Annotated in this window: 11 protein-coding genes; 7 read left to right on the top strand and 4 right to left on the bottom strand. The window is 69.7% G+C overall.

The window, feature by feature from the left end; translation table 11 throughout:
* Positions 1-14: 14 nt before the first annotated feature.
* The 4 genes from qcrC (at position 15) to ASF23_RS01260 (ending at position 4,825) form a co-directional block, all read left to right on the top strand.
* Positions 15-842, top strand: a complete 828-nt coding sequence (qcrC, locus tag ASF23_RS01245; RefSeq protein ID WP_055947809.1) for a cytochrome bc1 complex diheme cytochrome c subunit — start codon at positions 15-17, stop codon at positions 840-842.
* 33 nt (positions 843-875) lie between these two features.
* Positions 876-1,940 carry a cytochrome bc1 complex Rieske iron-sulfur subunit gene (gene qcrA, locus ASF23_RS01250; RefSeq protein WP_055947812.1) on the top strand — a complete coding sequence of 355 codons (1,065 nt, stop codon included), beginning with the start codon at positions 876-878 and terminating at the stop codon, positions 1,938-1,940.
* Positions 1,940-3,649 (top strand): cytochrome bc1 complex cytochrome b subunit, encoded by a 1,710-nt coding sequence (gene qcrB, locus ASF23_RS01255; protein ID WP_055947815.1) that lies wholly within the window; start codon positions 1,940-1,942, stop codon positions 3,647-3,649. The genes qcrA and qcrB overlap by 1 nt, the downstream gene beginning before the upstream one ends.
* Before the next feature lie 204 nt (positions 3,650-3,853).
* Positions 3,854-4,825, top strand: a complete 972-nt coding sequence (locus ASF23_RS01260) for a phosphodiesterase (RefSeq protein ID WP_055947818.1) — start codon at positions 3,854-3,856, stop codon at positions 4,823-4,825.
* 186 nt (positions 4,826-5,011) lie between these two features.
* Here the strand turns inward: ASF23_RS01260 and ASF23_RS01265 are convergent, their stop codons facing one another.
* From ASF23_RS01265 to ASF23_RS01280, 4 genes are all read right to left on the bottom strand, one after another.
* Positions 5,012-6,562: a stealth conserved region 3 domain-containing protein gene (locus ASF23_RS01265; protein ID WP_055947821.1), complete on the bottom strand. Its 1,551-nt coding sequence runs from the start codon at positions 6,560-6,562 to the stop codon at positions 5,012-5,014.
* 138 nt (positions 6,563-6,700) lie between these two features.
* Entirely contained in the window at positions 6,701-7,018 is a 318-nt protein-coding gene (locus ASF23_RS01270; RefSeq protein WP_055947824.1) for a DUF6804 family protein, read from the bottom strand.
* 149 nt (positions 7,019-7,167) lie between these two features.
* Positions 7,168-7,770, bottom strand: a complete 603-nt coding sequence (locus tag ASF23_RS01275) for a GDSL-type esterase/lipase family protein (RefSeq protein WP_055947827.1) — start codon at positions 7,768-7,770, stop codon at positions 7,168-7,170.
* 151 nt (positions 7,771-7,921) lie between these two features.
* The gene (locus tag ASF23_RS01280) at positions 7,922-9,445 is read right to left on the bottom strand and encodes an SDR family oxidoreductase (RefSeq protein ID WP_082473685.1); all 1,524 of its coding nucleotides are present in this window, start codon (positions 9,443-9,445) and stop codon (positions 7,922-7,924) included.
* A 25-nt stretch (positions 9,446-9,470) separates the two neighbouring features.
* Here ASF23_RS01280 and deoC point away from each other — a divergent pair, with 25 nt between their 5' ends.
* The 3 genes from deoC to ASF23_RS01295 all read left to right on the top strand — a co-directional run bounded on the left by deoC (position 9,471) and on the right by ASF23_RS01295 (position 12,224).
* Entirely contained in the window at positions 9,471-10,247 is a 777-nt protein-coding gene (gene deoC, locus ASF23_RS01285; RefSeq protein ID WP_442854995.1) for a deoxyribose-phosphate aldolase, read from the top strand.
* An 86-nt stretch (positions 10,248-10,333) separates the two neighbouring features.
* A complete protein-coding gene (locus ASF23_RS01290; RefSeq protein ID WP_082473687.1) occupies positions 10,334-11,335 on the top strand; it encodes an ROK family protein in 1,002 nt (333 codons plus the stop codon).
* 103 nt (positions 11,336-11,438) lie between these two features.
* Entirely contained in the window at positions 11,439-12,224 is a 786-nt protein-coding gene (locus ASF23_RS01295; protein ID WP_055947831.1) for a hypothetical protein, read from the top strand.
* Positions 12,225-12,244: the final 20 nt, after the last annotated feature.

The raw sequence follows: 12,244 nt of genomic DNA on the forward strand, positions 1-12,244 counted from the left end.
CACCCACGAACCGCATGTTCACTCGAACCAAGACCGAGCGCTCCGGCGCCGCCAAGAAGGGTCGCCGTTCACCGATGGCGACCGTCTCCCTGATCGTCGTCGGGCTGATGACGACCGGTGGTGCGTACGCACTGTTCTCCTCCTCCGCCACCGCCGACACGTCGCAGTCGAGCACCGTCGCCGCGTCGAGCCAGTCCAAGGTGAACGAGGGCCAGAAGCTCTTCGCCTCGAACTGCGCCACCTGCCACGGCCTCAGCGCGCAGGGCACCAAGGAGGGTCCGTCCCTCATCGGTGTCGGTGCAGCGTCGGTCGACTTCCAGGTCGGGACCGGCCGTATGCCGCTCGCGCAGAGCGGCCCCCAGGCCGAGGAGAAGCCGTCGCAGTTCACGGACGCCCAGGTGTCCGAGCTGTCGGCCTACGTCGCGTCGCTCGCCCCGGGTCCCGGCATCCCCTCGGAGAAGCTCGCCTCCGGCGGCGGTGACACCGCGGCCGGTGCAGAGCTCTTCCGCGTGAACTGTGCCATGTGCCACAACGTCGCCGGTGCCGGCGGTGCCCTCACCGAGGGCAAGTACGCCCCGAACCTCCACTCGGTGTCCGGCAAGCACATCTACGAGGCCATGCTCACCGGCCCGCAGAACATGCCGGTGTTCAACGACCTGAACATCACGCCGAAGCAGAAGGCGGAGATCATCAGCTACCTGAAGTACATCCAGGACAACAAGTCCCCCGGTGGCTTCGCGCTCGGTGACCTCGGTCCGGTCTCCGAAGGCCTGTTCATCTGGATCTTCGGGCTGGGAGCGGTCGTCGCGATGACCGTCTGGCTCACCGCGAAGTCCAACTGATCGTCCGTGTCGCACGACACTGAAGGGAACACCATGGCAGAGCACGACGACGAGGCAGTGACCTCGTCCTCGGCTGTCGAGAAGCACGGCATGACTGTCCCCTCGGGCACGGCCGTCCTGCCGGCCGAGCCGTTCGAGAACCCCGGTGAGCCACCGCACCGTCCGCGGCGCACCGACGTCGACCCGAAGAAGGAGCGGCTGGCCGAGCGCCAGGTCGCGACGTTCTTCTACATCTCGATCGTCGGCAGCGTCCTGTCGATCGCCGCGTACATCGCGTTCCCGATCGACAGCTCGGACTTCAGCACTGTCCGCAGCGCGAACCTGTTCCTCGGCCTCTCGATCGCCCTCGCGCTCCTGGCGCTCGGCATCGGTGCCGTCTACTGGTCCAAGTCGCTCGTCGTCGACCGCGAGATCTCCGAGGAGCGCCACTCCACGCGCGGCTCCGACGCCACCCGCTCCAAGGCCGTCGAGGCCTTCCGGCTCGCAGACAAGGAGTCCGGCTTCAACCGTCGGTCCCTCATCCGCAACAGCCTCATCGGCGCACTGGTCGCCTTCCCGCTGCCCGGGATCATCCTGGTCCGCGACCTGGCACCCGCGGCCGACCCGAACGAACTCCTCCGTCACACCATGTGGCGGAAGGGGACCCGGCTCACGAAGGACCCGACCGGCCTGCCGATCAAGGCGTCCGACGTCACGCAGGGTTCCGTCTTCCACGTGATCCCGGACGGGCTCCTCGACAAGGAGGACAAGCTCGAGGAGAAGGCCAAGGCCGCGGTGCTCCTCATGCGTCTCGACCCCGGTGACCTCCACCCCGCGAAGGGCCAGGAGAACTGGTCCTACCAGGGCATCGTGGCATACTCCAAGATCTGCACCCATGTCGGGTGTCCGGTCGCGCTCTACGAGCAGCAGACGCACCACCTGCTGTGCCCCTGCCACCAGTCCACCTTCGACGTCGCGAACAACTGCGAGGTCATCTTCGGACCGGCCAGCCGCCCCCTTCCGCAACTTCCCATCTCGATCGACTCCGATGGATACCTGGTCGCCCAGAGCGACTTCCACGAGCCGGTCGGCCCGAGCTTCTGGGAGCGAGAGCGCTGATGACCACCACAGCACCGCGGACGACCACCGAACCGCGGACCACCCCCGCGACACCGCCACAGGGCGCTCCCACAAAGGGATCGCGTCTCGTCGGTGCCGCCGCCAACTACATCGACGAGCGCACGAGCATCTCCGGTCTGGTCAAGGAGGTCGGTCGCAAGATCTTCCCCGACCACTGGAGCTTCATGCTCGGCGAGGTCGCGCTGTACTCCTTCGTCGTGATCCTCCTCTCGGGGACCTTCCTGACGTTCTTCTACCAGGCGTCGATGGCCGAGGTCACCTACGACGGTGCGTTCGTGCCGCTCAAGGGCGTGGAGATGAGCGTGGCGATGCAGTCGTCGCTGAACATCTCCTTCGACATCCGCGGCGGGCTCTTCGTCCGGCAGATCCACCACTGGGCAGCGTTGCTGTTCATCGCGGCCATCGGTCTGCACATGCTGCGCATCTACTTCACCGGTGCGTTCCGGAAGCCGCGTGAGCTCAACTGGTTCATCGGCTTCGTCCTCTTCATCCTCGCGATGGCCGAGGGCTTCACGGGGTACTCGCTCCCCGACGACCTGCTCTCGGGCAACGGTCTCCGCATCATCGTCGGCATGGTCGAGGGTGTCCCGGTGATCGGCGTCTGGATCACGTACCTGCTGTTCGGTGGTGAGTTCCCCGGCACCGCTGTCATCGGCAGGCTCTACACGCTCCACATCCTGCTGCTGCCGGCGATCCTCGTGGCGATGCTCGGCATCCACCTCGTGCTCATCGTCATCAACAAGCACACGCAGTGGGCTGGCCCGGGCAAGACGAACGAGAACGTCGTCGGTGTCCCGATCCTCCCGGCGTTCGCGGCGAAGGCCGGTGGCTTCTTCTTCGTGGTCGCGGGCATCCTCGCGCTCATCGCCTCGATGTTCACGATCAACCCGATCTGGAACTACGGTCCCTACGACCCGTCACCGGTGTCCGCGGGAACGCAGCCGGACTGGTACATCGGGTTCGCCGACGGTGCACTACGACTGGTGCCACCGCACTGGGAGTTCATCATCTGGGGCGACTACACGCTCTCGATGAACATCCTGGCGCCGATCATCGTCCTGATGCTCCTGCTCGGCGGGGTCGCCTTCTACCCCTTCATCGAGGGCTGGGTGACGGGCGACAAGCGCGAGCACCACATCCTCGACCGTCCGCGCAACGCTCCGACCCGGACGGCGATCGGAGCCGCGGGTGTCACGCTGTACGCCGGTCTCTGGGCAGCGGCCTCGTCCGACCTCATCGCGACGCACTTCCTCGTGTCGATCGACCAGGTCATCCACGTGATCCAGGCGATCGTCGTGCTCGGCCCGTTCGTCGCCTTCTGGATCACGAAGCGCGTGTGTCTCGCACTCCAGAAGAAGGACCGCGAGATCGTGCTGCACGGCTACGAGTCCGGGCGCATCGTGCGACTCCCCCACGGGGAGTACATCGAGGTGCACGAGCAGCTCGACGAGTACGAGCGGTGGCGTCTGCTGCAGTTCAACGACTACAAGCCGCTCATGCTGCAGCCGAACAGCCGTGGCAAGATCAGCCCCTTCGAGAAGGTCCGAGCGGGCGCGTCGAAGTTCTTCTTCGAAGACCGCATCACCCCGGTCTCCATGGCGGAGCTCGAGGCCGCGCACAGTGCGCACCACGGCCCCGAGGTCGGTGCCGGTCACGACACCGCCCCGCAGGTCGGAGCCGGGCACTAGATCGCAGTCGCGATCTGCACAGGAACCCCCGTCACCATCGGTGACGGGGGTTCCTCGCGTTCACCGGATGGTCACCACCCGTTCCGGACGGGAGGCGCGACACACCCTCCCAGTACGGGTCACGTTCACGTGACGGTGCTGGAATGTCTCCAAGCGGTGTGGCAGGGTTGTGCGCGCTGATTTCGTCAAGCGAATGTGAGAACCATGGACTCCCGGACGGCTGAGCATCCTCGGCCGAACCACTTCCTGCTCCACCTCAGCGACACACACCTGATCGAAGCCGACGCCGACCTCTATGGTGACGTCGACTCAGCAGCGCGGCTCCAGCAGATCATCGCGGAGATCGAGGCCTCGGGCGCTCGACCCGAGGCGATGGTCGTCACCGGAGACATCGCCGACAAAGGTGAACGGGGTGCGTACGACCGGATCCGCCGGATCGTCGAACCCGCCGCGGAGCGCATCGGTGCCCAGGTCATCTGGGCGATGGGCAACCACGACGAGCGCGGCGCCTTCCGCGAACGGCTGTTCGGGCTCCAGGCCACGGACCGCCCCGTCGACTTCGTCTACGACGTCAACGGCCTGCGGGTCATCACCCTGGACACGACCGTCCCCGGGCATCACTACGGCGAGGTCACGGCCGATCAGCTCGACTGGCTGACCGAGGAGCTCTCCACCTTCGCGCCACACGGGACCATCCTCGCGATGCACCACCCGCCAGTGCCGAGCGTGCAGGACCTCGCGGTGCTCGTGGAGCTCCGTGGCCAACAGGCACTCGCGGAGGCGATCGAGGGCAGCGACATCCGCGGCATCATCGCCGGACACCTGCACTACTCGACGAACGCGATGTTCGCCGGGATCCCCGTCTCGGTCGCCAGCGCCACCTGCTACACGCAGGACCTCAACGAGTTCGCGGGCGGGACCCGTGGCCAGGACGGTGCGCAGGCGTTCAACCTCGTGCACGTCTACGGTGACACGATCGTGCACTCTGTCGTCCCGATCGGGCACTACGCGACCGTGGGCGAAGAGGTCCCGGCTGGCCTCGTCGCAGACCGTCTCGCAGCCGCCGGCGTCCGTATCCCCGACCCGCTCGAACCGGCGCCCGTCACCGCGAGCATCCCGGTGTTCGACGACGAGGCCCTGGCCGCCGAGGCAGAGCGGGTGCGTCGGCGCGCCTGAGGTCCGAGCCGTGTTGCGGCTCGGGCACCAGGCCGTTTCCGGCCGAAGCGACGAGATCCGGCGAAGTCTCGCCGGATCTCGTCGCTGTGCGGGGAAAGCGCGGTGGGTGGGGCGGGCGTGGCTGGGTTCCGGCGCCCTCGTCGCAGGCTCCTCAGGGGAAGTACCGCGCGACGCTTCGCGTCGCCCCTAGCTCGGCACTTCCCACGGCGCGGGGAAGGGGAAGTACTTCTCGAGGAAGTCCGTCACACGCGCCGTCCGCTCGTCGTCGGACACCTCGGGGAAGCTGCCGTCGTTCAGGCAGAAGAAGTCCGCGTTGCGTCGGCGCAGCAGGTCGGAGAGCGACTGCAGCCCGGCGACCATCGTCGTGTCGATGTAGTCGACCACGGCGTTCTCCTGCACGATCGCCCGCCCGGTCATCAGTGCGTAGTAGTGGTACAGCGAGTTGGTGACCGAGATGTTGTCCGCGGCCCGGAACCGCGACGCCGCCGTCTTGGCGAACTCCGCCGCGAACTCGTGCTCCATCTCCGACAGGACGCTGGCGCGCAGCGGAGTCGCCGCGTGCTCGAGGTGCCTCGTGGTCACCGCACCGAACCGCTGCTGCAGGAGCTGACGGTTCACCCGTGCCGAGTTCTCGAACCCGCTGCGCTCCTGGCTGTTCCGACCGAGTCCGATCCGCGTCGTGGAGAGGATGAACTTGGAGATCGACCCCGGTGAGAAGAACATCGACGGGTCGACGAGTCGTCCGAAGAACATGTCGTCGTTCGAGTAGATGAAGTGCTCGCTGATGCCCGGGATGTGGTGCAGCTGCGACTCGACGGCCTGCGAGTTGTGGGTCGGCAGGACGGATGGATCCGCGAAGAACTCCTCGCTCCGGACCACCCGCACCTTCGGGTGGTCGGCGAGCCACGCCGGCGTCGGCGAGTCCGTCGCGATGTAGATCTGTCGGATCCATGGTGCGAACGTGTGGACGGATCGGAGGGCGTACTTCAGCTCGTCGATCTGGCGGAACCGGGCGGGGGCGTCGTCGCCCTCCCCCAGGACCGCACCGGCCTGCTGCGCCTGGCGGGCACGCTGGTACTCGATGGCGTTGCCGTCCACCCACGAGAACACGATGTCGATCGGGAACGTGATGTCCGAGACGTGGTCGTCGAACATGTGCTCGACGGTGCGCCAGGTGCGTCCGTACCGGTCGACGTCCGCCTGCACGTACTCGGCCAGGGGCAGGCTCCGCCGCATCATGGCGTTCTCCACCGGTGCGAGCACGTCGGTGTCGGTGACCCGCCAGAACTCGAGCTGGACGGCGGTCGATGCGCCGTAGCGAAGTCGACCGAGCGGCTCCAAGCGAGGCCGGAACACGCGGAGGACGTCACGACCCGGCGCACCGAAGCCGTCGTCCGCGACGAGTACGGCCGGCTCCCCGGGGGGCTTCGCGTAGAACGGCTCGTTCGCGCTGGCGTCCATGAGCGCGCTCTCGGCACGGCCCCGGTCGCGTTCGTCGATGGCGATGACCGGACGAGGGTCGTTGCCCCGGATGAGCAGGTGTTCCACGTCGGCGGTGGTCAGCACGTCGTCGAGGAACAGGAGGTCCTCGATCATCGACTGCTGCGGGGTCAGATGTCCGTTGATGAGGGTGAGGCGGCCCTTCCGCACGACGACGTCCGGCCGGTCGAGACCTCCGGACGACGGTCGAGGGTTCAGCAAGGGACTCTCGGTCACCGGACGCGTCTCGTTCGCCATCCATGCCCTTCGTCGTCAGGGTCGGGCACTGCCCGACGCGATACCGGCCCTGATCAGGACCGACGTTCGAATACTACCTGGCAGGACGCGCCACAGCGCACGGGGCCCTGATCGATCGACCGCGACGCCGTTCCGACGTCAGACGCCCTCTCGAGGGACCTTCACGAGGATGCCGACGGCGATGAACGCGGCGGCCGCGACGACCTGCAGCGCCGCCCAGACCTGTCCAGGGATCGGGATCTGGAGCACCGGGTTCCAGAGCACCACGATCGCCGCGGTGATCCCGACGGAGAGCCAGGACCGCCCGCGGACCGCGAACACCAGGACGATCAGTGCGAGCACCGTGACGCCCCACCGGACGAACACGAACGGCCCGGAGTCGACGAGCACGATGCACGCGAGGAGCACCACGGCCGCGAGCAACCCGGGCGCGAGTGCGGGCCGAGTGAACGGCACCCCGGACCCGCCGCCACGACCGGCAGCACCAGCACCGCCACGGCTGTCAGCACCAGCACCGCCACGACCCCCATCGGAGCCCCCGGCCGGCCGGCCTCCCCCACCGGCCCTCGTCGAGCCGATCGGCGGCCGGTCAGGTCGGCGGGCCATCAGTTCGCGAGCTCGCCCAGGTCGATGATGTTGATCGGCCGCGACATCGGCGGCTGCTCGCGGAGCCGCTCGAGCGCTGGCACCAGTTCGGCGACGTAGGCGTCGTACCCGGCTTCAGTCAGGTGCAGGCCGTCCTCGGTGAAGCGATCCGCGAGGTGGCCGTCCTCGGCCAGGGCGGGCCAGAGATCGAGGAACTGCGCGTGGCAGGTGGCGACGAACTGCCGGAGGTGCCGGTTCGCCTCCTCGATGCGCGCGGAGAACACCGCCTGGCGCGGCAGGATCGAGACGAGGAGCAGACGGACACCCGGCAGGTCACGACGCAGGTCCACCAGGATCGTCTCCGCGGTCCGCACGACGTGCTCCACGCTCTTCTTCTCGTTGCCGAAGTCGTTCGTGCCGATGAGCAGGACGATCGCCTCCGGTGCGAGACGCACCACCTCGTCGAGACGCGCGAGCACGCCGTCGGTGGTGTCTCCCCCGATGCCGAGGTTCACGACGTGGTCCCCGGGGAACCGCGCCTCCCAGTCGCCCTGCTCGGTGATGCTGTCGCCGAGGAACACCATGGGTGCCGTCTCGGTGCTGCCGTTCGCGGTGTCGGTCATGACCGCCTCCTCGTGTCGGGGTCCATTCTGTCGGTGTCGGGGTGCCAGCGCGAGCCGGTACCGGACGGGAGGCACGGTGCAGCGCCGCCCCGATCCTCCAGTCCGACCATCGGTCGCGTCCGCAGCCGGACGATGTCCGGCATCACCGGAGTCAGGACGCGGCCGGCTCGTGCGCCCGCGGCGCCGTTCCGCGCGACCCGTCCTGGTGCGCGTCGTCCCGACCCTCTCCGCGCTCGGCGCGGGCGGTGATCCGCTCGACCATGCCCGGGAAGATCACGCCGTGGAACGGCAGGATCGACCACCAGTAGAGACGACCGGCGAGGCCACGCGGGATCCAGATCGCCCGCTGGTGGTAGACGGACCCGCCCGCGGCCGGCTCGACGGACATCTCCAGCCAGGCTTGACCGGGAGCCTTGAACTCGGCACGGAGCCGGAGGAAGTGTCCGCGGTCGAGCCGTTCGACCCGCCACCAGTCGAGCACGTCGCCGTTCTCGAGCCGGTCGGCGCTCCGCCGTCCGCGCCGCAGCCCGACCCCGCCCGCGAGACGGTCCATCCAGCCGCGGAGCGCCCATGCCAGCGGGAGGGAGTACCAGCCGTTGTCACCGCCGATCGACTCGATGACGCGCCAGACCTCCTCGGCCGGTGCCGACGTCTCGCGGGTGCGCTCGTCGACGTTCACGATGCGTCCGGCCCAGTCCGGGTCACTCGGCAGCGGGTCGCTCGGCGCACCGGCGATGCTCGCACCCCGCCAGCTCGTCTCGACCTCGCCGGACGCGTCGCGCTCGAGTGCGAGCCGGACGGCCTTCCGGTAGGGCAAGAGGCCCTCTGCGGGCTTCGGGACGACGTCGTCGATGTCGTGCTCACGCTGGATGCACTCGTACTGCAGGGATGCGATGATCGGCGTGGCGAGGGCCCGCGGGATCGGTGTCACGAGGTTCACCCACTGCGAGGCGAGCCACGGCGTGAGCACCGGGAGCGACGAGATCGGGCGCTGCTTCAGACCGGCCTCGAGCGCGTAGCCGTTCATCATCTGGCCGTAGCGGAGCACGTCCGGCCCGCCGATGTCGAACGTGCGGTTCACCGAGGCCGGCGCGTCGAGCGCCCCGATCAGGTAGTGGAGGACGTCGCGGACGGCGATCGGCTGGATCCGGTTGCGGACCCACTTCGGGGCGGGCATCCACGGCAGGACGTCGGTGAGGTGCCGGATCATCTCGAACGAGGTGCTCCCGGACCCGATCACGACACCCGCCTGGAGAGCGACGGTCGGCACGCCGGACTCGATGAGGATCCGTCCGACCTCGGCCCGCGAGGTCAGGTGCTTGCTCGTCGCACCGTCCGGGTGCAGTCCGCCGAGGTAGACGAACCGCGCCACGCCAGCGTCCTTCGCCGCGGCCGCCATCGTCTGGGCCGCCTGCCGCTCGGTCTCCTCGAAGTCGCCCCGACTGCCCATGCTGTGCGCCAGGTAGTACACCGCGTCGACGTCGGCAACGGCCCGACGGACCGCATCGGCGTCGAGGAGGTCACCCGCGACCACCTCGACCCGGTCGTGCCACGGCACGTCGTCGAGCTTCTGGGGGGATCGCGCGAGGACACGGACGTCGTGCCCGGCGTCGACGAGACGCGGGGCGAGACGGCCGCCGATGTATCCGGTGGCACCGGTGACGAGGACACGCATGCGCCGCACGGTACGCTCGGATGCTGTGGACAACGCACCGTTCCCCGAAGCCCGATCCGACGCCGCGAGCACGCCCGCGGTGGTCGCCGTCGCGACCGCCGACGACGTCCGACGACTCATCGACCACGCGATCCTGAAACCCGAACTGACGCGGGCCGACGTCGACGCGCAGCTCGACGAGGCGGCCGCGCACCGCGTGTTCAGCGTGTGCGTCCGTCCGTCCGACGTCGCCCACGCGGTGTCGCGCCTCGCCGGCACCGACGTCGCAGTCGGCACCGTCCTCGGCTTCCCGCACGGCACGACGACGACGAGCACGAAGGTCGCCGAAGCGATGCAGGCGATCACCGACGGCGCATCCGAACTCGACATGGTCCAGAACATCGGCGCGGCGCGCTCGGGCGCCTGGGACGTCGTCGAGGCGGACGTCCGTGCCGTGGTGCAGGCCGCGGGCGACCTCGTCGTCAAGGTGATCCTCGAGACCGCGTTCCTGACCGAGGACGAGATCGTCACCGCGTCGCGAGCCGCCCAGCGCGCCGGCGCCGCGTTCGTGAAGACCTCGACCGGGTTCGCCGGCGGTGGTGCGACCGCGGCGCACATCGCGCTCATGCGCACGACGGTCGGACCGGACACCGGCGTCAAGGCCTCCGGTGGCGTCCGCGGTCTCGACGCCCTGCTCGAGATGGTCGCCGCTGGTGCCGACCGGATCGGCACCAGCGCGTCCGCCCGGATCCTCGACGAGTTCGCGCACCGCGCGGCGACCGGCGCGGACTCCGGCACCGGCGACGACACGTCGTCGTACTGACACCCCTTCCTTCCCCCGGCAGCGCGGACGCGCGCGCGTCCGCGCACTCCAGCCCGCTCGACCGACCAACGCATCGGAGCGTCCCCATGGCATCGACCCCGGAACCCATCCCGTCCACGGCCACCGTGTCGTCCGTGTCGCCCGGGACCGCCATCGCCCTCGCCGTGGACCTCGGCGGCACGAAGGTCGAGGCAGCGCTCGTCACCGACGAGGGCGTCGTCCTGGCCGACTCGCGGTTCCGGACGCCGACCGGTCCCGACAAGACGTCGGACGAGCTCCAGGCAGCGGTGGACGACGTCGTCACGCGCGCACTGGCGACGGTGCCGGCCGGGATCGCTCTCGCGGGGGTGGGCATCGGGTCCGCGGGGCCGATCAACGAAGAGCACGGCTGGGTCTCGCCGCTCAACATGCCCGTGTGGCGCGACCACCCGCTCCGCGACCGGGTCGCCGCGCTCGTCGACGCCACCGTGCCGGGCGACGTCCCCGTGACGCTCCGGATGGACGGGCTCTGCATCACCCTCGCCGAGCACTGGGTCGGTGCCGCGCAGGGACACGACCACGTGATGGGGATGATCATCTCCACCGGCGTCGGTGGCGGACTGATCCTGCACGGGCGCACGGTGAGCGGGCCGACGGGCAACGCCGGCCACATCGGGCACGTCGAGTGCGGCGGGTTCGACGACCACTGCGCGTGCGGCGGGACCGGCTGCCTCGAGGCGATCGCCAGCGGTCCGAAGACGGTCGCGTGGGCACGGAAGCAGGGGTTCAGCGGCGCGACCGGCGAGGAGCTCTCCGCCGCGTACGCCGCCGGTGACCCGACCGCGCGTGCCGCCGTCGAGCGCAGCGGGCGCGCACTCGGGCAGGCCATCGCCGCAGCCACGAGCCTCGTCGACCTCGAGGTCGTCGCGATCGGCGGCGGGTTCTCGCACGTCAGCCCGGACCTCTTCGCGTTCGCCAGGGCCGCGGTCGCGGAGCGCGCGGAGTTCGGGTTCGTGACGAAGGTCCGGATCGTGCCGACCGGGTTGTCGCAGGACGGCCCGCTCATCGGCGCGGCGGCGCTCGTGCACCGCGCTGACGTCCTGCGCTGACGTCCCGCGCCGACGTCCAGCGCTGACACGGGGCTCGGCCGCGTTCTCCACAGGGGCGGGCTCCAGGAACGCGTCGGTCGTGCCGACCTGTCACGATCGACCGGTGCGAAGCGGACTGGAGGAACCCCACTCGTCCGCCCCGCACGCTCGCCCGATCGGTGGTGGCGTCCCGGACGGCCTCCCCGCGGAGGAACTGCAGGCGGCGGTGCTCGACGGTGAGCTCTTCCGGGTCGGCGACATGTTCGCGTCGATCGCGGTGGCCGACGACGCCGTGCTCCGTGCCAGGGGGTTCCTGACCACGCTGGCGCACCTCGGGTACGCCCCGCGCGGGCTCGACCTCGGACAGGAGCTGGAGCCGACACGCGGACCCGCGACCGGGCAGGCGGCCGGGCAGGCCACCGGGCAGGCAACCGGGCCGCCTGCCTGGCCCGCTGCTCCTCTCGTCGCGGAACGGCTCTCGGCGGCGTGGATCTGGGGCGCGACGTCCCGACCGCCAGTGCTGCACACCGCCTGCGCTCCCGCGGGGGCTCGCCGCCGGGGGCCGTTCTCGGGGGTCGTCGTGCGCGAGACACGACTCGGCCCGGACGACGTGATCGTGCTCGGGGACCGCGATGGTGCGGACCACGGGGTCGGTGTCACGAGCCCGGTCCGCACCGCGCTCGACCTGCTCCGCGATCGCTCGGGCTTCGGTGCCGTCGAACACGCCGCCGTCCGAGGACTGCTGGACGGCTCTGTGCAGCCCTCAGCGGGCGCTGGGGGCCATGACGGGGGTGTGGTGGGTGGCGACGTGCTCGCGGTGCGCCGATCGCTCGAGGCGACCACGGGCCTCCCGTACGGCCGGCAGGCGCTGCGCCGGCTCGCGGCGGTCGTTGCGTCCCTGGGACCCTGACACCTCGGCAGCCCGCGTGC

It is taken from the genome of Curtobacterium sp. Leaf261 (assembly GCF_001422205.1).
Classification (GTDB): domain Bacteria; phylum Actinomycetota; class Actinomycetes; order Actinomycetales; family Microbacteriaceae; genus Curtobacterium.

Bases quoted from the DNA above. Each gene is read 5' to 3' on its own strand.
- qcrC (WP_055947809.1), top strand. From the start codon at position 15: ATGTTCACTCGAACCAAGACCGAGCGCTCCGGCGCCGCCAAGAAGGGT.
- qcrA (WP_055947812.1), top strand. From the start codon at position 876: ATGGCAGAGCACGACGACGAGGCAGTGACCTCGTCCTCGGCTGTCGAG.
- qcrB (WP_055947815.1), top strand. From the start codon at position 1,940: ATGACCACCACAGCACCGCGGACGACCACCGAACCGCGGACCACCCCC.
- ASF23_RS01260 (WP_055947818.1), top strand. From the start codon at position 3,854: ATGGACTCCCGGACGGCTGAGCATCCTCGGCCGAACCACTTCCTGCTC.
- ASF23_RS01265 (WP_055947821.1), bottom strand. From the start codon at position 6,562: ATGGCGAACGAGACGCGTCCGGTGACCGAGAGTCCCTTGCTGAACCCT.
- ASF23_RS01275 (WP_055947827.1), bottom strand. From the start codon at position 7,770: ATGACCGACACCGCGAACGGCAGCACCGAGACGGCACCCATGGTGTTC.
- ASF23_RS01280 (WP_082473685.1), bottom strand. From the start codon at position 9,445: ATGCGTGTCCTCGTCACCGGTGCCACCGGATACATCGGCGGCCGTCTC.
- ASF23_RS01290 (WP_082473687.1), top strand. From the start codon at position 10,334: ATGGCATCGACCCCGGAACCCATCCCGTCCACGGCCACCGTGTCGTCC.